Genomic DNA, 18,270 nt, shown 5'->3' on the forward strand with positions numbered 1-18,270 from the left:
GTGTGTAACGGTCGGACTGCTCTGCGGTAATCGCACAGAAGGCATGGCGACCTCACCGGTATGAGTGACCGCGATATTCACAGGCACCGCCCCGTCCACAGTTTTCCACCAAGATCCCCACGATTTCCGGGAGCGCTGCACTGTCATTCCCGCGCACCCCGCTCGCCGCGAGTTCACGGCGGTTCTCTTTGCCGGGATGCGTACGGCCGGTTTTCGCCGGCCGTCCGACGGGAGGCCGCTCCGCGGTTTCCCCACACCTGGGACGAGCGGGGCCCGAGGGCCTCCGCGAGAGAGGGAGCACAGGGGGACGCCATGACCGGATCCATCACGCACGACCCGCCGCCGACGCCCGGAGGGAACCGGCCGGCCGTACCGCTGATCCTCACCGAGGACACCGGGCTCCTCGACGACCTGCTGCGACTGTGCGCCGCCGCCGGCGCCACACCGGAGGTCCACCACGGACTGCCCGGGCCGCGCGGAAGCTGGGAAACCGCACCGCTGGTCCTCGTCGGCGACGACGCCGCCCGCCTGGCCCGCTCCACGCCCCGCAGGCCGGGAGTTGTCCTGGTCGGCCGCGACCAGGACGACCCCGGGGTCTGGCGGCGGGCCGTCGAGATCGGCGCCGACCACGTGCTGATGCTGCCCGACGGCGAGCAGTGGCTGGTCGATCGCATCGCCGACGTCGCCGAAGGCGTCGGACGGCCCGCCCTGACCGTCGGGGTCATCGGCGGCCGGGGCGGCGCGGGAGCGTCCACCCTCGCCTGTGCGCTCGCCGTCACCTCCGCCCGCGAAGGGCTGCGCACCCTCCTCGTGGACGCCGATCCACTGGGCGGGGGCCTCGACGTGGCGCTCGGCGGTGAGACGGCCAAGGGGCTGCGCTGGCCCGCCTTCGCCGCGTCGCACGGCCGGGTCGGAGGCGGGGCGCTGGAGGAGTCGCTGCCGGAACTGCACTCGCTGCGGGTGCTCAGCTGGGACCGCGGTGACTGTCTCGCGGTGCCGCCGCGAGCCGTGCGCGCGGTGCTCGCCGCCGCCCGGCGCGGGGGCGGCACCGTCGTGGTCGACCTGCCGCGACGCGTCGACGAGGGCGTCGCCGAGGTTCTCGCCCAGCTCGACCTGGCGCTTCTCGTGGTCCCCGCGGAGCTGCGCGCCGTCGCCGCGGCGGGCCGTGTCGCCTCCGCCGTGGGCATGGTCCTGCGCGACCTGCGCGTCGCGGTCCGCGGACCGTATGCGCCCGGCCTGGACGATCGCGAGGTGGCCCGGCTGCTCGGGCTGCCCCTCGTCGGGGAGGTGCCTCTCGAAACGGTGCTGCAGCGCCCGTACGGGGCGGAGCGGCCGCCCGGGGTGTCGGGCCGGGGCCCGCTGGCCCGCTTCTGCAAGGAGTTCTGGGAGCGCGCGCTGGTGGAGGCGAGGGCGGCATGAGCGGCGCGGAGATGACCGGGGCGGGGATGCCGCCCGGTCTGCTGGACGGGGTGCGGCGGTGGCTGGCCGAGAGCGGGGCCGAGCCGACGCCCGCCCGGGTGGCGCAGGCCCTGCGGGAACAGGGCCGGGTGCTCGGTGACGCGGAAGTGCTCGGGGCGGCCGAGCAGTTGCGGTCCGAGCTGGTCGGCAGCGGACCGCTGGAGCGGCTGCTGTCCGACCCCACGGTGACCGATGTGCTGGTGTCGGCACCGGACCGGGTGTGGGTGGACCGGGGTGGGGGTCTGGTGCTCACCACGGTCGCCTTCCCGGACGAGACGTCCGTCCGGCGCCTGGCGCAGCGGCTCGCCGCGGTGGCCGGCCGGCGCCTGGACGACGCGCGGCCCTGGGTGGACGCGCGGCTTCCCGACGGCACCCGTCTGCACGCGGTGCTTCCGCCGGTCGCGGTGGGCGGCACCTGCCTGTCCCTGCGGGTCGTGCGGCCACGCGCCTTCACGCTCGACGAGCTGGTGGCGGCGGGGACGGTGCCACCGGGCGGCGACCGGATGCTGCGGGCCCTGATGGACGCGCGGCTCTCCTTCCTGGTGAGCGGGGGCACGGGCACCGGCAAGACGACCTTGCTGAGCGCCCTGCTGGGGCTGGTCCGGCACGACGAGCGGATCGTGCTGGCGGAGGACTCGGCCGAGCTGCGGCCCGACCACCCCCACGTCGTGCGCCTGGAGACCAGGCCCGCCAACCAGGAGGGCGCGGGACTGGTCACCCTCGAGGACCTGGTGCGCCAGGCCCTGCGGATGAGGCCGGACCGTCTCGTCGTGGGCGAGGTGCGCGGGCCGGAGGTGGTCCATCTGCTCGCCGCTCTCAACACGGGCCATGAAGGCGGCTCGGGAACAGTTCACGCCAACGCGGCGAGTGACGTGCCCGCCCGGCTGGAGGCGCTCGGTACGGCAGCGGGGCTCGACCGGTTCGCCCTGCACAGCCAGCTGGCGGCGGCGTTGTCGGTGGTGCTGCACCTCGTACGCGACCGGAACGGCAGGCGACGGATCGCCGAGGTGCACGTGCTGGAACGGGACGCCTCGGGGCTGGTGCGGACGGCACCGGCGCTGCGGTGGGGGCCGGAGACCTTCGTCGCCCAACCGGGATGGCCGCGCCTGCGGGAGCTGCTGCGCGCCCCGCACGACGACGAGGCCCGGGCGCCGCGAGAGGCGGTCGGCTCGTGAACGGGGCGACCGGGACGTCGATGGGCGCGGCGGTCGCGTGCCTGGGAGCCGCGGCCTGGTTGCTGGGCGGCGGCCACGCGGAAGCCAGACGGGTGCGGGCGCTCTGCGCCGGCGGGAGCGCGATCCGCGGTGGGAGTGCGGCCACCGGCGGGGGAGAGGTCACCCGCGGGGGTGCGGTCGTCGGGGAGGGCGCGGGGGACGCCGGGCCTCCGGGATGGCGGCCACGCGTGGTGCGCGCGGGTAACCGGCTGCTGCGGCGGCTGACCCTCGACTGCGTCTCGTTGGCCGCGGGGGTGGTGCTGGCGGTTCTGGGAGCGTCGGTGCTGCCGGTCGTCGCGGGGGCGGCCGGGGTCCCCGTGCTGCGGAGAGTGCGGCGCGCAACCGCCGACCGCGGGCGTCGGGAAAGCCGGGCGGACGCGGTGATCGCGCTCTGCGGGGCGCTCGCCGGGGAACTACGGGCCGGGCGGCAGCCCGGTGAGGCGCTGTTGCCGGCCGTCCGGGACTCCGGCGGACTCGGCGACATGCAGGCGGCCGTGCTGGCGGCGGCGCGGTTCGGCGGGGACGTGCCGGACGCGCTCGCGGCGGCGGCCCGGCAGCCGGGCGCCGAGGGGCTGCGCGGTCTCGCCGCCTGCTGGCGCGTGGCGGTGGACCAGGGCGCGGGCCTCGCGGACGGTCTCGACCGGCTGGAGGCGGCGCTGCGTGCCGAGCGGGACCAGCGTGCCGACCTGCGCGCCCAGTTGGCCGGCGCCCGGGCCACGGCGGTGATGCTCGCGGGGCTCCCGGTCGTGGGGCTGGCGCTGGGCGCGGCCCTGGGCGCCGATCCGCTGCACGTCCTGCTGCACACGCCGTCGGGGTTGGTATGTCTGGCGGCCGGCGGGGTGCTGGAAGGGCTGGGCCTGTGGTGGGTCCTCCGCATCATGCGGGGCGCCGAGGAGGCGGCGTCATGAGCGGAGACGTCGTCCACAGGCTGGGGACAGCGGTGGGGGCGCTGGCGGTGCTCGCGTGGTCGGCGGCGTGGTGGCACCGGGCCCGGTGCGAGCGGCGGGCACGGCGGCGCCTGGACGCGCTGACGGCGAGGGAGCGCAGAAAGGCGGTGGTGCCCCTCCCGCTGCTGAGGGCGGCACGCGACCGGCTGCCGTACGTGGGCGTCGCGGGTGCCGGGTGGGTGCTGGTGGGCGGCCTCACCGGGCTGGGGCTGGGACTGGTCGTGGCGGCAGGACTGTGGCGTTGGCACCGGCGACAGACGGCGGCCGCGCAGGCACGGGAGCCCGACACCGCGGAGGTGGCGCGGCAACTCCCGCTCGCGGCCGACCTCCTGTCCGCCTGCATCGCGGCGGGTGCCGGACCGGTACCCGCGGCACAGGCCGTCGGGGAGACCCTGGGCGGCCCCGTCGGGGACGCCCTGGCGCGGGGCGCGGCGGAGGTACGGCTCGGCGGTGAACCGGGCGAGGCCTGGCGCCGGCTGGCCGCACTGCCCGGCGCGGTTCCGCTGGCCCGGCTGCTGGAGCGGGCCGACGTGTCCGGGCTCCCCCTGGCCGCCCCGGTGGGCCGGCTCGCCGCCGAGGCCCGGGCCGGGTGGAACCGCGCGGCGACCGCACGGGCCCGACGGGCGGCCGTCCTGGTCAGCGCCCCGGTGGGGCTGTGCTTCCTGCCCGCCTTCATCGCCGTCGGGGTGCTGCCCGTGGTGATCGGCCTGGCGGGCGGGGTGCTCGGAGCGGAAGGGGGTGGGTGAGGGGACGGGGGAGCGCGGCAGGACCGGCACAAATGGCGGATGACGGATGACGAAGGAGGACAACGGACATGGCCCGTATGGAGGTTCGGATGTATCGGGTGGTGCGGGCGCGGCTGCGTGCCCTGACGGTCAGGGTGCGCGGGGCGCGGAGGGACGCCGGGATGGTGACCTCGGAGTACGCGATGGGAATCGTCGCGGCGGTGGCGTTCGCCGTGGTGCTCTACAAGGTGGTCAACAGCGGGCCGGTCAGCACGGCCTTGCGGAACATCGTGCAGCAGGCACTCGATGGCCGGATGTGACAGTCGCGGCGACCGTGGGTTCGTGACGGCGGAGTCGGCGCTGGTGCTGCCCGTGCTGGTGCTGTTCGCGACGGCGCTGGTCTGGGGGCTGCTGGTGGTCGCCGCGCAGATCCAGTGCGTGGACGCGGCCCGGGCGGGTGCCCGGGCGGCGGCCCGCCAGGATCCGCCCGACGTGGTGGCCGAGGTGGTCCGCGAGGCAGCACCGGCCGGCGCGAGGGTCACGGTCAGCCGGGACGCCGAGCAGGTCCGGGTGACCGTCGTGGCCAGGGCGCCGATGCTGAGAGGGCTGCCCTTCGAGCTGAGGGAGGAAGCCGTCGCGGCGGCGGAGGAGGCGGTGGCGGTGGCGCCGGGGGCTGAGGGGAGGAGGACGTGAAGGGCGTCTGTGACGGGCGGGGGCGCGCGAGATCGCCGGCGGTTCGCCGCACCTCCCGGCGGTGCTCGGACCAAGGGTCGGCGTCCGTGTGGAGTGTCGGCGCGATCGCCGTGCTGTGCGTGGTGTTCGGTGTCGTGCTCGCCCTGGGGCACGCCGTGGTGGTCCGGCACCGGGCGGCGGGCGGTGCGGACCTCGCGGCACTCGCCGCCGCGGACCACTGGGTACAGGGTGCGGAGGCGGCCTGCGCGCGGGCCGACCGGGTGGCCCGGGCCCAGGACGCCCGGCTCGTGCGGTGCGCGATGACCGGCGAGGTGTCGGACGTGTCGGTGGCGTCCGGCCGAGGACCTTTCACGGTGGAGGTCAGGGCCCGGGCGGGACCTGCCGGTCCGCCGCAGCCTCCGCAGCCGGGCCCGCGCCTGGCTCGCTGACCTCGCCGGCAACCTCCGCGTCCGCCCGGGCTCCCGCAGCCGTCGGCTCCTCCGCAGCCTCGGCCGCCTGGGCGGCCTCCGGCCCCCGCGTGGCTGCCGCCGCCTCGGGCACCTCCGCGTCACCCGCCCCCTCCTCCGGCTTCTCGTCCCGCTTCCCGTCCGCCCCCTCCTCCGGCTTCTCCTCCCGCTTCCCGTCCGCCCCCTCGTCCTGCTTCTCGTCCTGCTTCTCGGGCGGCGCACCTTCCAGCAGGACGGTGAGCAGCCGGACGGCGCCCCGCTTGTGCAGAGGGTCGTTGCCGTTGCCGCACTTCGGGGACTGGATGCAGGAGGGACAGCCGGCGTCGCACTCGCAGGAGGCGATGGCCTGGCGGGTCGCCGTCAGCCAGGAGCGGGCGGTGTGGAAGGCACGTTCCGCGAAGCCCGCGCCGCCCGGGTGGCCGTCGTAGACGAAGACCGTGGGCAGCAGGGTGTCGGGGTGCAGCGGGATCGAGACGCCGCCGATGTCCCAGCGGTCGCAGGTGGCAAAGAGCGGCAGCATGCCGATGGACGCGTGCTCGGCCGCGTGCAGGGCGCCGCCGAGGATCTCCGGGTTGATCCGCGCCCGGTCCAGCTGGTCCTCGGTGACCGTCCACCACACGGCCCGGGTGCGCAGCGTACGAGGAGGGAGGTCGAGTTTTGTCTCGCCGAGCACTTCGCCGGTGATGACCCGCCGCCGCAGGAAGGAGACCACCTGGTTGGTGACCTCGACGGAGCCGAAGCACAGGCGCCCGTCACCCCACGGGATCTCGGTGTCCGTCTCCAGCACGGAGATCGACGTGGTGTCGCGGGCCACGGTGGTGTAGGACGGGCTGGCCTGCTCGACCAGGGCGACGGAGTCCTCCAGGTCGAGGGAGCGGACGACGTAGGTGCGGCCCTGGTGCAGGTGGACCGCGCCCTCGTGGACGCTGGTGTGCGCCGCGCCCGCGTCGACCGTGCCCAGCAGCCTGCCCGTCCCGGTCTCGACGACCTGGACCGGCCGGCCGCCCTCCCCGCGGATGTCGGTGAGGTCGGCGGCCCGCTCGCGGCGGGTCCAGTGCCAGGCCCTCGTCCGCCGGCGCAGCAGCTTCGCGGCCTCCAGCTGCGGCAGCAGGTCCTCGGTCGCGGGACCGAAGAGGGCGAGGTCGTCGTCCGTCAGAGGGAGTTCCTCGGCCGCGGCGCACAGGTGCGGGGCGAGCACGTAGGGGTTGTCGGGGTCGAGGACGGTGGACTCCACGGGCCGGTCGAAGAGCGCCTCGGGATGGTGGACGAGGAAGGTGTCCAGGGGGTCGTCGCGGGCGACTAGGACGGCGAGGGCGCCCTGACCGGACCGTCCGGCGCGGCCGGCCTGCTGCCACAGGGAGGCGCGGGTGCCCGGGTAGCCGGCGATGACCACGGCGTCCAGGCCGGAGATGTCCATGCCGAGTTCGAGGGCGTTGGTGGCGGCGAGACCGAGCAGTTCACCGGAGTGGAGGGCGCGTTCGAGGGCGCGGCGCTCCTCGGGGAGGTAGCCGCCCCGGTAGGCCGCGACCCGCCGGGCCAGCGACCGGTCGACCTCGGCGAGGCGTTCCTGGGCGATCACGGAGATCAGCTCGGCGCCGCGCCGGGAGCGGACGAACGTGACCGAGCGGATGCCCTGCACGGTCAGGTCGGTCAGCAGGTCGGCGGCCTCGGCGGTGGCGGTGCGGCGCACCGGGGCGCCCCTCTCGCCGTGCAGCTCGGTCAGGGGCGGCTCCCAGAGGGCGAACACCAGTTCACCGCGGGGTGAGGCGTCGTCGGCCACCTCGACCACCGGCAGCCCGGTGAGGCGGCGGGCGGCGACGGCCGGCTCGGCGGCGGTCGCCGAGGCCAGCAGGAACACGGGCGACGAGCCGTAGCGGGCGCACAGCCGCCGCAGCCGGCGCAGCACCTGGGCGACGTGCGAGCCGAACACGCCCCGGTAGGTGTGGCACTCGTCGACGACGACGTACTTCAGCGACTTGAGGAAGGAGGCCCAGCGGGGATGGGACGGCAGGATGCTCCGGTGCAGCATGTCCGGGTTGGTCAGCACGTAGTTGGCGTACTGGCGGATCCACTCGCGTTCCTCGAACGGCGTGTCGCCGTCGTGGACCGCCGCGCGCACCGAATGGCCCAGTGGCTGTGAAAGTTCCTTCACGGACCGGAGCTGGTCCGCGGCGAGGGCCTTGGTGGGGGAGAGGTACAGCGCCGTGGCGCCCCTGCCGTTCGGGGCCTCGGCGCCGTCCAGCAGCGTGGACAGGACGGGCATCAGATACGCCAGGGACTTCCCCGAGGCCGTGCCGGTCGCGACGACCACGGACTCGCCGTCCAGGGCGTGCTCGGCGGCCCGTGCCTGGTGGGCCCAGGGGTGTTCGATGCCCGCGGCCCGCACCGCGGCGACGACCTCCGCGCGGATCCGGTCCGGCCAGACGGCATGCCGACCCGCACGCGGGGGCAAGTGCTCCGTATGGGTAATGCGCGAAGCCCGGCTCGGTCCGGACGCGAGCCGGTCCAGGACGGCGCCCGGCGCGGCGGTCCTGGATCGCGTGTCCGTCGGGGGTCGATCGGATCGGTGATTCTTGGCCATCGGCACCGAGTGTGTCACTGGCGTGACGGACAATGGGGCCAAGGCGTCGTGCACGCCTGCCGGTAAGTGATTGAATGCCATGGCGGCTGGCGAACCGTCCCGGGGGCTGAGCCGAGATGTCCCAAGGGCGACCGCTCGATAGCTAGGTGCTGGAGGATCCGTGGACCTGTCCTTGTCGACCGAGACCATCGGCGATCGCACGATCGTCAGGGTCGGTGGCGAAATCGACGTATATACCGCGCCCAAGCTGCGCGAGCAGCTGGTCGAGCTGGTGAACGACGGCAGTTTCCACCTTGTCGTCGACATGGAAGGTGTGGACTTCCTCGACTCCACCGGACTCGGCGTGCTGGTCGGCGGCCTGAAGCGGGTGCGTGCCCATGAGGGCTCGCTGCGCCTGGTCTGCAACCAGGAGCGCATTTTGAAGATCTTCCGCATCACCGGCCTCACCAAGGTGTTCCCGATTCACACCTCGGTCGAGGAAGCGGTGGCGGCGACCGACTGAACACCCGCTCCCGGGCCGTCGTGCCCGGGCAGCACGAGAGACACACGAGGGGGGCCGGGCTTTCGGCAGCCCGGCCTCCTCACCGCACGCCCGTAGTCGCGAGGGGGATGCATGGCCACCGTCGAACTCCGCTTCAGCGCGCTGCCCGAGCACGTCCGGACCGCCCGTCTCGTGGCGGCGGCGGTGGCGCGCAGGGCCGGAGTCGACGAGGCCGTCCTCGACGAGGTCAGGCTCGCCGTGGGCGAGGCCTGCACCCGGGCCGTCGGCCTGCACCAGAACTCCGGCATCTCGGCGCCTGTGAAGGTGCTGCTGATCGAGGAGGAGAAGCAGTTCTCCATCGAGGTCGGCGACGAGGCGCCCCATGCCCCCGCCGGTGCCCGTGCGGCGGGAGCTGCGCCGGGTGACGCGGACGCGGAGACCGAGGAGGACGAGATGGGCCTCGCGGTCATCAGCGGCCTCGTCGACGACGTCGAGGTGAGTGCGGGGGAGAGCGGCGGATCGATCCGCATGAGGTGGCCCGCCACGTCGCCGGCCGCGCTGTTCACCTGACCGGTTCACCCGTACGCCGACCGTTTTCCGAAGGGCCCCCTGCTCGGGGGCCCTTCGGCATGTGCGGGTTCCGCGGACCGTGCTTACAGTGGTCCCGAGCGGTTGATCGCGTGAATTCGTTCACTATCGCTCAGGCGCTCTGAAATTCGATCACGAGAATGCCTCAAGGGCATTACCGATTTCGGGTCGATGGCCTCCCGGTGATCAATGGGAAAGAGTGCATGCAGGCCATTTACATTTCTCGCGGTCTGTTTTGATCAGGTTCCGGTACCTACAATCCCGTCCACATCTTGAGCTCAGCCCAAGCGTCAAGGAGGACGAATGGCGGGGCTTTCCACCTCATACGAGTCGGGCCAACCCACATCCCTCGCAGCCGCCGTGCTGACCGACGAGAACCGCGTGCTCGTGGTGACCATCGGCATCGTGGCCCTGGCGGCGCTGGCGGTCGCGGCGGTCCTGGTACGCCAGGTACTCGCGGCCGGCGAGGGCACCGACAGCATGAAGAAGATCGCAGCCGCGGTACAGGAGGGCGCCAACGCCTATCTGGCCCGCCAGCTGCGCACCCTCGGCGTATTCGCCGTGGTCGTGTTCTTCCTGCTCATGCTGCTGCCCGCGGACGACTGGAATCAGCGTGCCGGGCGGTCGGTGTTCTTCTTGATCGGAGCGGCGTTCTCGGCGGCCACCGGTTATATCGGCATGTGGCTTGCCGTGCGCAGTAATGTCCGGGTCGCCGCGGCGGCCCGCGAAGCCACTCCGGCCGAGGGTGAGCCGGAAAAGGATCTCACCACCGTCTCGCACAAAGCGATGAAGATCGCTTTCCGTACGGGCGGCGTCGTGGGCATGTTCACGGTGGGGCTGGGTCTGCTCGGCGCCGCCTGTGTCGTGCTGGTGTACGCGGCCGACGCGCCGAAGGTGCTGGAGGGCTTCGGCCTCGGGGCCGCGCTGATCGCGATGTTCATGCGGGTCGGCGGCGGCATCTTCACCAAGGCCGCCGACGTCGGCGCCGACCTGGTCGGCAAGGTCGAGCAGGGCATTCCGGAGGACGATCCGCGCAATGCCGCGACCATCGCCGACAACGTGGGCGACAACGTCGGCGACTGCGCGGGCATGGCGGCCGACCTCTTCGAGTCGTACGCGGTGACGCTGGTGGCGGCGCTGATCCTCGGTTCGGCGGCGTTCGGCGACGCAGGGCTGGCGTTCCCGCTGCTGGTCCCCGCGATCGGGGTGATCACCGCGATGGCCGGAATCTTCGCGGTGGCGCCCAGGCGCGCCGACCGCAGCGGCATGAGCGCGATCAACCGCGGGTTCTTCATCTCCGCCGTGATCTCGCTCGTGCTGGTCGCGATCGCCGTGTTCGTCTACCTGCCGTCGTCGTACGCCGGCCTCGACGGGGTGACCGACGAAGCGATCTTGGGGAAGAGCGGCGACCCGCGGATCCTCGCGCTCGTCGCGGTGGCCATCGGCATCGTGCTCGCCGCCCTGATCCAGCAGCTCACCGGCTACTTCACCGAGACCACCCGGCGCCCTGTCCGGGACATCGGGAAGACGTCGCTCACGGGCCCGGCCACCGTGATCCTCGCCGGGGTCTCCGTCGGTCTCGAGTCGGCCGTCTACACCGCCCTGTTGATCGGCCTCGGCGTGTACGGGGCGTTCCTGCTCGGCGGCACGTCGATCATGCTCGCGCTGTTCGCGGTGGCGCTGGCCGGCACCGGCCTGCTCACCACCGTCGGGGTGATCGTCGCGATGGACACCTTCGGCCCCGTCTCCGACAACGCGCAGGGCATCGCCGAGATGTCCGGCGACGTCGAGGGCGCGGGCGCCCAGGTGCTCACCAACCTGGACGCGGTCGGCAACACCACCAAGGCCATCACCAAGGGCATCGCCATCGCCACGGCGGTGCTCGCGGCGGCGGCGCTGTTCGGCTCCTACCGGGACGCCATCACCACGGGCGCCAGAGACGTGGGCGAACGGCTCACCGGTGACGGCGCGCCGCTGAGCCTGATGATGGACATCTCGCAGCCCAACAACCTCGTCGGGCTGATCGCCGGCGCGGCGGTCGTCTTCCTCTTCTCGGGGCTGGCGATCAACGCGGTGTCGCGGTCGGCGGGTTCGGTGGTCTACGAGGTACGGCGGCAGTTCCGCGAGAAGCCCGGGATCATGGACTACAGCGAGACACCGGAGTACGGCAAGGTCGTCGACATCTGCACCAAGGACGCCCTGCGGGAGCTCGCCACGCCCGGTCTGCTCGCCGTCATGGCGCCCATCTTCATCGGGTTCACGCTCGGCGTCGGGCCCCTGGGAGCCTTCCTCGCGGGCGCCATCGGCACGGGCACGCTGATGGCGGTGTTCCTCGCCAACTCCGGCGGCGCTTGGGACAACGCGAAGAAGCTCGTCGAGGACGGCCACCACGGCGGCAAGGGCAGCGAGGCCCACGCGGCCACCGTCATCGGTGACACGGTCGGCGACCCGTTCAAGGACACCGCCGGTCCCGCGATCAACCCCCTGCTGAAGGTGATGAACCTGGTGGCGCTGCTCATCGCGCCCGCGGTCATCGAGTTCTCCTACGGCGCGGACAGGAGCGTGGGGATGCGGGTGCTCATCGCGGTGCTGTCGGCGCTGGTCATCATCGCCGCGGTCTACGTGTCCAAGCGGCGCGGAATCGCCGTGGACGACGAGGACGACGCCGGGCCCCGGCCCAAGTCGCCCGATCCGGCCGTGGTTTCCGGATAGCGGTCTCCGGGCACCGGATCAAGCTGCGGGCGGACGGCGCGGATTGACGCGTCGCCCGCCCGCGGTGTCCGTGTGCTCGTGAGCCTTCTCTCGCCTGGTGCAAATGGCTCTAAAAAGGGGGGTACCGGACGTTCGACGAGTGGGTGTAGGCCATCCGGCGTGTATGTTCCGGGGCCGAAGGCCATGGAAGGGACCAATCCGGTGAACAAGAAGCTCGCGGCCGCGCTGTCCGGCGGTGCGGTACTGGTACTGGCGCTGACGGGATGCGGCGGCGACGACAGCGACGAGAAGCTGGACGCATGGGCGAAGGACGTCTGTGACGCGGTGCAGCCGCAGGCTGCCAAGATCAAGTCGGCCAACACCGCGATCCAGAAGGAAACCTCGGACAACAGCACGCCGCAGGCGGTCCAGCAGGCCGACTCGAAGGCCTTCCAGGACATGTCCGACGCCTACAAGGCGATCGGCGCGGCCGTGAGCAAGGCCGGGGCGCCGGACGTCGACAACGGCGAGCAGAAGCAGCAGGACGCGGTCAAGGAGCTCAACAGCATCTCCGCGTCCTACGCCACCCTGAGGAAGCAGGTCGACGCCCTCAACACCGAGGACCAGGCGAAGTTCGCCGACGGTCTGAAGGACATCGCGGCCGAGCTGGACAAGCTGAGCAAGAGCGGCAGCGACGCCCTCAGCACGCTGGAGGAGGGCAAGGTCGGCGAGGCGATGTCCCGGCAGGCCAGCTGCCAGACCGCCACCGCGTCGGCGGGAGCGACCAAGAGCTGAGCCGCGCAGGGCCGGAGCTGACGTCGGCTCAGCGGGCGCGGTGCGCGCCGGGCCGGGGTGGCGGCCACAATGGGGGGCGTGAGTGACGCCAGCCTGCCGCCCCTGCCCTCGTCCGACCGCCCCGACGCCGCCGTCCGGCTGCGGGAGGCGCTGCTCGGCGCCTCCTTCACCGCCGACGGACTTCTCGACCTGCTCGGCGCCCCCGCGTACACGGCGCTGGCCCGCAGCGAGACCGTGCCCGCGCTCCGTGCCACCCGCGGGGACACACCGCTGGAGCTGCTCGTACGGCTGTTCCTGCTTCAGCAGCCCGTGCCGCGCGCGGGAGTGGCCGAGGTCCTGCCCGTCGACGCCTGCCTGGAGAGCGGGTGGCTCACGAGTCCGGGCCCCGACACGCTGACCGCGACCGTGGACGTACGGCCGTACGGCGGGCCGGGCGGCGAGGACTGGTTCGTGGTGTCGGACCTCGGGTGCGCGGTCGGCGGCGCCGGGGGCATCGGCAGCCGGGACGCGGGCGTGGTGCTCGGCGTCGGCGGCGCCTCCACCACCCTGGCCGGCATCACCGTCCGTACGCCCGTGGCGTCCGCGCTCGACGTCGGCACGGGGTCCGGCATCCAGGCGCTGCACGCCGCGCGGCACGCCACCCGCGTGACGGCCACCGACCTGAACCCGCGCGCGCTGCACATCACCGCGCTCACCCTCGCGCTCTCCGGGGTCCCGGCCGCCGATCTGCGCGAGGGCTCGCTGTTCGGACCCCTGCGGGACGACGAGACGTACGACCTGATCGTGTCCAACCCGCCGTTCGTGATCTCGCCCGGCGCCCGGCTCACCTACCGTGACGGAGGGATGGGCGGGGACGACCTGTGCCGCACGCTCGTCGCGGAGGCGGGGGAGCGGCTGAACGAGGGCGGGTTCGCCCAGTTCCTCGCCAACTGGCAGCACGTGGAGGGGGAGGACTGGCAGGACCGGCTCAGGTCGTGGGTGCCCCGCGGCTGCGACGCGTGGATCGTGCAGCGTGAGGTGCAGGACGTCACGCAGTACGCCGAGCTGTGGCTGCGGGACGCGGGCGACCACCGCGGGGACGAGGCGGAGTACCGGGCGCGGTACGACGCGTGGCTCGACGAGTTCGAGGCGCGCAAGGTGAAGGCCGTCGGTTTCGGCTGGATCACCCTGCGCAGGTCGGGTGCCGCCGTGCCGTCGGTCACGGTGGAGGAGTGGCCGCACCCGGTGGAGCAGCCGCTCGGCGAAGCGGTCCGGGCGCACTTCGAGCGGCTCGACTACCTGCGGGCGCACGACGACGCGGCGCTGCTGGAGGCGCGGTTCGAGCTGGCGCCCGAGGTGGTGCAGGAGCAGGTCGGGCTGCCCGGCGCCGAGGACCCGGAGCATGTCGTGCTGCGGCAGAACCGCGGGATGCGCCGGGCGACCAAGGTCGACACGATCGCCGCGGGGTTCGCGGGCGTGTGCGACGGCACCATGACCGCGGGCCGGATCCTGGACGCCATCGCCCAGCTGCTCGGTGAGGACCCCGTGCTGCTGCGCGACCGGACGCCGGCCCAGATCCGGCTGCTGGTGGAGCAGGGCTTCCTGAACCCGGTGGGCTGAGGCGGGGCGGAGGCGGGGGCGCTCCGCGACGATCGAGGGGCGCCCGTTCACGACCGCGGGCCGCCCTGCCCGGATCCCGGGTCGCCCTGCCCCGGTCCTGGGCCCGCCCTGCCCGGATCCCGGGCGCCCTGCCCCCGGTCCTGGGCCCGCCCTGCCCGGATCCCGGGTCGCCCTGCCCCCGGTCCTGGGTCCCCGCCCTGCCGGATCCCGGGTCGCCCCCCCCGTCCTGGGCCCGCCCTGCCCGGATCCCGGGTCGCCCTGCCCCCGGTCCTGGCCCGCCCTGCCCGAATCCCGGGTCCCCTGGCCGCCCTGCCCGGATCCCGGCCTGCCCCGCGCCGCCCCGACCCGATCGCGGGCCACCCGTCACGCTCACGTGCCGTCCGCCACGCTTACGGGCTGTATGTCACGCTCACGGGGCACCCCGTCACGCTGTCGGGGCGCCCGGTCAGGCCCCCGTGTCCCAGCCGTCACACAGATCACGCTGACCAACGGGCGTGCACCCCTGTGTCTTCCGCCGCATCTTTCACGCCCATGTCGGGCGCGGTGCCGGGCCGTCCGGATCGATCGGATTTTTTCGGAAGCGCACCGTACGGGCCCGTTTCCCGCTTCCTCGCTTCTCCCCCGAGCCCTGGCGTTCACCTCCGGTTCGTCCCGGTGCCGCCCGGGCGTGGCAGCGTCCCCCCAGGGCGGTACACGGACGGGTAAGAGGGGGCGCGGGCGACGATGGAGAGCGGACCGGCGATCTTCACGGGGATGGTGTTCTGCCTGTTCGGCGCCGGTTTGCTGGCCTGGACCGTGACCCGCGCGCGGCACCGCCGGCCGGTCGCCCTCGGTGTGAGCCGTGTCGCATCGGTCACCGTCGCCGGCAGCGTCGCGGTCGTCTCCCTGGCCCTCGGCGCCTGGTGCTTCACCCGCCTCTGAGGAACCGGCGTCACCGGCCGCCGCCGGTAACCGTAAGATCGCGCTCCGCATATGGGCGGGCGGAGTCTGGACACTCCGGGCGGCAGGAACGGTGGTAGTCGGGTTACCGTTCGAGTGGCCGTTGCGGGCTTTTCCCGTTTGACACGGGGGCGGGATGTACCGTCACACTCCGCAGCGTCACCATGACCCGCCCCCGGGGAGAAGCGCCTGGGGAGGCCCGAGCGTCGACGGAGAGAAGAGCGAAGTTGTCCCCGACCAGCGAGACCGCGAACGGCGGCCGCCGACTCGTCATCGTCGAGTCGCCTGCCAAGGCGAAGACGATCAAGGGCTATCTCGGCCCTGGCTACATCGTCGAGGCGAGCGTCGGGCACATTCGCGACCTTCCCAACGGCGCTGCCGAGGTTCCGGAGAAGTACACCGGCGAGGTGCGCCGCCTCGGTGTGGACGTCGACCATGACTTCCAGCCGATCTATGTGGTCAACGCGGACAAGAAGGCCCAGGTCAAGAAGCTCAAGGACCTGCTGAAGGAGTCCGACGAACTCTTCCTCGCCACCGATGAGGACCGCGAGGGCGAGGCCATCGCGTGGCACCTCCAGGAAGTGCTCAAGCCGAAGATCCCGGTCAAGCGCATGGTGTTCCACGAGATCACCAAGGACGCGATCCGGGCGGCCGTGGCCAACCCGCGCGAGCTCAACCAGAAGCTGGTCGACGCCCAGGAGACCCGCCGCATCCTCGACCGTCTCTACGGCTACGAGGTCTCGCCGGTCCTGTGGAAGAAGGTCATGCCGCGCCTGTCGGCCGGCCGCGTCCAGTCCGTGGCCACCCGGCTCGTGGTGGAGCGGGAGCGTGAGCGCATGGCGTTCCGCACCGCCGAGTACTGGGACCTGACCGGCACCTTCTCCACCGGCCGCGCCGGTGACGCGAGCGACCCGTCGACGCTGGTCGCCCGGCTGCAGACGGTCGACGGACGCCGGGTCGCGCAGGGCCGCGACTTCGACTCGCTGGGGCAGCTGAAGAGCGCCAACACCCTCCATCTCGACGAGGCGAACGCCCGCGCCCTCGCCGCCGCCCTGGCGGACACGCGGTTCGCGGTCCGCTCGGTCGAGTCCAAGCCGTACCGCCGCTCGCCGTACGCGCCGTTCCGTACGACGACGCTGCAGCAGGAGGCGAGCCGCAAGCTCGGCTTCGGCGCCAAGGCCACCATGCAGGTCGCGCAGAAGCTGTACGAGAACGGCTACATCACTTACATGCGTACGGACTCGACGACCCTGAGCGGGACGGCCGTCGCCGCCGCCCGCGCCCAGGTCACGCAGCTGTACGGAGCCGACTACCTGCCGCCGCAGCCGCGCACCTACGCGGGCAAGGTGAAGAACGCGCAGGAGGCGCACGAGGCGATCCGTCCTTCGGGGGACCGTTTCCGCACGCCCGCCGAGACCGGGCTGACCGGTGACCAGTTCAAGCTGTACGAGCTGATCTGGAAGCGGACCGTCGCCTCGCAGATGAAGGACGCGACCGGCAACTCCGTCACCGTGAAGATCGGCGGCACATCCGCCGACGGCCGTGACGTCGAGTTCAGCGCGTCCGGCAAGACCATCACCTTCCACGGCTTCCTCAAGGCCTACGTCGAGGGCGCCGACGACCCGAACGCCGAGCTCGACGACCGTGAGCGCCGGCTGCCGCAGGTCGCCGAGGGCGACGCGCTGAGCGCCGAGGAGATCTCGGTCGACGGGCACGCCACCAAGCCCCCGGCCCGCTACACCGAGGCGTCGCTGGTCAAGGAGCTGGAGGAGCGGGAGATCGGCCGCCCGTCGACGTACGCGTCGATCATCGGCACGATCCTCGACCGCGGCTACGTGTTCAAGAAGGGCACGGCCCTGGTGCCGTCCTTCCTCTCCTTCGCCGTGGTCAACCTGCTGGAGAAGCACTTCGGCCGGCTGGTCGACTACGACTTCACCGCGCGCATGGAGGACGACCTCGACCGCATCGCGCGCGGCGAGGCCCGCGCCGTGCCGTGGCTGAAGAGGTTCTACTTCGGCGAGGGCACCGGCAACGGCGACGCGGCCGAGGCGGGCAACGGTGACGGGGACCACCTCGGCGGCCTCAAGGAGCTGGTGACCGACCTGGGTGCCATCGACGCGCGCGAGGTGTCGTCGTTCCCGGTGGGCAACGGCATCGTGCTGCGGGTCGGGCGCTACGGCCCGTACATCGAGCGCGGCGAGAAGGACACCGAGCAGCACCAGCGCGCCGACATCCCGGAGGATCTGGCCCCCGACGAGCTGGACGTCGAGCTCGCCGAGGAACTGCTCGCCAAGCCGAGCGGCGACTTCGAACTGGGCACCGACCCGGCGACCGGGCACACGATCGTCGCCAAGGACGGCCGCTACGGCCCGTACGTCACCGAGGTCCTTCCCGAGGGCACCCCGAAGACCGGCAAGAACGCGGTCAAGCCGCGTACCGCCTCCCTCTTCAAGTCGATGTCCCTGGACACGGTGACGCTCGACGACGCGCTGAAGCTGATGTCCCTGCCGCGCGTGGTCGGCACCGACCCCGAGGGCCAGGAGATCACCGCGCAGAACGGCCGCTACGGGCCCTACCTGAAGAAGGGGACGGACTCGCGGTCGCTGCAGTCGGAGGAGCAGCTCTTCACCATCACGCTGGAGGAGGCGCTGGCGATCTACGCCCAGCCCAAGCAGCGTGGCCGGGCCGCGGCCAAGCCGCCGCTGAAGGAGCTGGGCACCGACCCGGTCAGCGAGAAGCCGGTCGTGGTGAAGGACGGCCGCTTCGGCCCGTACGTGACCGACGGCGAGACGAACGCCACGCTGCGCTCGGGCGACAGTGTGGAGACGATCACGCCGGAGCGCGGCTTCGAGCTGCTCGCCGAGAAGCGGGCCAAGGGTCCCGCCAAGAAGACGGCGAAGAAGACCGCCAAGAAGACGACGGCCAAGAAGGCGCCCGCGAAGAAGACCGCGGCCGCCAAGACGACCGCGGCGAAGAAGACCACGGCCGCCAAGAAGACGACGACGAAGAAGGCCGCCGCCAAGAAGGCGACCGCGGCGAACGGCGCGGAGGACTGATCCCCGTCCGGTGACGCCGGGTTCCACCACCCGGCGTTCGGAATGCGAACGTCCCGG

General features: G+C 72.8%; 15 protein-coding genes. 14 read left to right on the forward strand and 1 reads right to left on the reverse strand.

Going from position 1 to position 18,270, the window contains the following annotated elements:
* Positions 1–312: 312 nt before the first annotated feature.
* The 7 genes from ssd to F3L20_RS01535 all read left to right on the forward strand — a co-directional run bounded on the left by ssd (position 313) and on the right by F3L20_RS01535 (position 5,465).
* Entirely contained in the window at positions 313–1,419 is a 1,107-nt protein-coding gene (gene ssd, locus F3L20_RS01505) for a septum site-determining protein Ssd (RefSeq protein WP_150151345.1), read from the forward strand.
* Positions 1,416–2,633 (forward strand): TadA family conjugal transfer-associated ATPase, encoded by a 1,218-nt coding sequence (locus tag F3L20_RS01510; RefSeq protein ID WP_240810814.1) that lies wholly within the window; start codon positions 1,416–1,418, stop codon positions 2,631–2,633. The genes ssd and F3L20_RS01510 overlap by 4 nt, the downstream gene beginning before the upstream one ends.
* Positions 2,634–2,653: 20 nt before the next feature.
* Positions 2,654–3,580, forward strand: coding sequence for a type II secretion system F family protein (locus F3L20_RS01515; protein WP_150157181.1), 927 nt, complete (start codon positions 2,654–2,656; stop codon positions 3,578–3,580).
* Positions 3,577–4,365, forward strand: a complete 789-nt coding sequence (locus F3L20_RS01520) for a type II secretion system F family protein (RefSeq protein ID WP_150151348.1) — start codon at positions 3,577–3,579, stop codon at positions 4,363–4,365. The genes F3L20_RS01515 and F3L20_RS01520 overlap by 4 nt, the downstream gene beginning before the upstream one ends.
* Before the next feature lie 89 nt (positions 4,366–4,454).
* Entirely contained in the window at positions 4,455–4,664 is a 210-nt protein-coding gene (locus F3L20_RS01525; RefSeq protein WP_145829264.1) for a DUF4244 domain-containing protein, read from the forward strand.
* Complete coding sequence (locus tag F3L20_RS01530; RefSeq protein ID WP_150151350.1) at positions 4,651–5,037, forward strand: TadE family type IV pilus minor pilin; 387 nt, start codon at positions 4,651–4,653, stop codon at positions 5,035–5,037. The genes F3L20_RS01525 and F3L20_RS01530 overlap by 14 nt, the downstream gene beginning before the upstream one ends.
* Positions 5,038–5,123: 86 nt before the next feature.
* Positions 5,124–5,465 carry an Rv3654c family TadE-like protein gene (locus tag F3L20_RS01535; RefSeq protein ID WP_240810815.1) on the forward strand — a complete coding sequence of 114 codons (342 nt, stop codon included), beginning with the start codon at positions 5,124–5,126 and terminating at the stop codon, positions 5,463–5,465.
* Here F3L20_RS01535 and F3L20_RS01540 read toward each other — a convergent pair.
* Complete coding sequence (locus F3L20_RS01540) at positions 5,398–8,145, reverse strand: DEAD/DEAH box helicase (RefSeq protein WP_240810816.1); 2,748 nt, start codon at positions 8,143–8,145, stop codon at positions 5,398–5,400. The genes F3L20_RS01535 and F3L20_RS01540 overlap by 68 nt on opposite strands.
* 79 nt (positions 8,146–8,224) lie before the next feature.
* On the opposite strand from F3L20_RS01540, the gene bldG reads away from it, so the two are divergent.
* The 7 genes from bldG to topA all read left to right on the forward strand — a co-directional run bounded on the left by bldG (position 8,225) and on the right by topA (position 18,213).
* Positions 8,225–8,566 (forward strand): anti-sigma factor antagonist BldG, encoded by a 342-nt coding sequence (bldG, locus tag F3L20_RS01545; protein WP_024885807.1) that lies wholly within the window; start codon positions 8,225–8,227, stop codon positions 8,564–8,566.
* A 111-nt stretch (positions 8,567–8,677) separates the two neighbouring features.
* Positions 8,678–9,115 carry an ATP-binding protein gene (locus F3L20_RS01550; RefSeq protein WP_150151357.1) on the forward strand — a complete coding sequence of 146 codons (438 nt, stop codon included), beginning with the start codon at positions 8,678–8,680 and terminating at the stop codon, positions 9,113–9,115.
* Positions 9,116–9,436: 321 nt separating this feature from the next.
* Positions 9,437–11,845: a sodium-translocating pyrophosphatase gene (locus F3L20_RS01555; protein WP_150151360.1), complete on the forward strand. Its 2,409-nt coding sequence runs from the start codon at positions 9,437–9,439 to the stop codon at positions 11,843–11,845.
* Between the two features lie 183 nt (positions 11,846–12,028).
* Positions 12,029–12,619 (forward strand): small secreted protein, encoded by a 591-nt coding sequence (locus F3L20_RS01560; RefSeq protein WP_145829270.1) that lies wholly within the window; start codon positions 12,029–12,031, stop codon positions 12,617–12,619.
* A gap of 69 nt (positions 12,620–12,688) precedes the next feature.
* Positions 12,689–14,218 (forward strand): DUF7059 domain-containing protein, encoded by a 1,530-nt coding sequence (locus F3L20_RS01565; protein WP_206338846.1) that lies wholly within the window; start codon positions 12,689–12,691, stop codon positions 14,216–14,218.
* A 723-nt stretch (positions 14,219–14,941) separates the two neighbouring features.
* On the forward strand, positions 14,942–15,139 hold the full coding sequence (locus F3L20_RS01570; RefSeq protein ID WP_150151366.1) for a hypothetical protein: 198 nt from the start codon (positions 14,942–14,944) through the stop codon (positions 15,137–15,139).
* A gap of 245 nt (positions 15,140–15,384) precedes the next feature.
* Positions 15,385–18,213 carry a type I DNA topoisomerase gene (gene topA, locus F3L20_RS01575; RefSeq protein WP_150151369.1) on the forward strand — a complete coding sequence of 943 codons (2,829 nt, stop codon included), beginning with the start codon at positions 15,385–15,387 and terminating at the stop codon, positions 18,211–18,213.
* Positions 18,214–18,270: the final 57 nt, after the last annotated feature.

The organism is Streptomyces tendae (assembly GCF_008632955.1).
GTDB lineage: Bacteria > Actinomycetota > Actinomycetes > Streptomycetales > Streptomycetaceae > Streptomyces.

Coding starts and splice junctions, on each gene's coding strand:
- ssd (WP_150151345.1), top strand. CDS start 313: ATGACCGGATCCATCACGCACGACCCGCCGCCGACGCCCGGAGGGAAC.
- F3L20_RS01510 (WP_240810814.1), top strand. CDS start 1,416: ATGAGCGGCGCGGAGATGACCGGGGCGGGGATGCCGCCCGGTCTGCTG.
- F3L20_RS01515 (WP_150157181.1), top strand. CDS start 2,654: ATGGGCGCGGCGGTCGCGTGCCTGGGAGCCGCGGCCTGGTTGCTGGGC.
- F3L20_RS01520 (WP_150151348.1), top strand. CDS start 3,577: ATGAGCGGAGACGTCGTCCACAGGCTGGGGACAGCGGTGGGGGCGCTG.
- F3L20_RS01525 (WP_145829264.1), top strand. CDS start 4,455: ATGTATCGGGTGGTGCGGGCGCGGCTGCGTGCCCTGACGGTCAGGGTG.
- F3L20_RS01530 (WP_150151350.1), top strand. CDS start 4,651: ATGGCCGGATGTGACAGTCGCGGCGACCGTGGGTTCGTGACGGCGGAG.
- F3L20_RS01540 (WP_240810816.1), bottom strand. CDS start 8,145: ATGGCATTCAATCACTTACCGGCAGGCGTGCACGACGCCTTGGCCCCA.
- F3L20_RS01550 (WP_150151357.1), top strand. CDS start 8,678: ATGGCCACCGTCGAACTCCGCTTCAGCGCGCTGCCCGAGCACGTCCGG.
- F3L20_RS01555 (WP_150151360.1), top strand. CDS start 9,437: ATGGCGGGGCTTTCCACCTCATACGAGTCGGGCCAACCCACATCCCTC.
- F3L20_RS01560 (WP_145829270.1), top strand. CDS start 12,029: ATGGAAGGGACCAATCCGGTGAACAAGAAGCTCGCGGCCGCGCTGTCC.
- F3L20_RS01565 (WP_206338846.1), top strand. CDS start 12,689: ATGGGGGGCGTGAGTGACGCCAGCCTGCCGCCCCTGCCCTCGTCCGAC.
- F3L20_RS01570 (WP_150151366.1), top strand. CDS start 14,942: ATGGAGAGCGGACCGGCGATCTTCACGGGGATGGTGTTCTGCCTGTTC.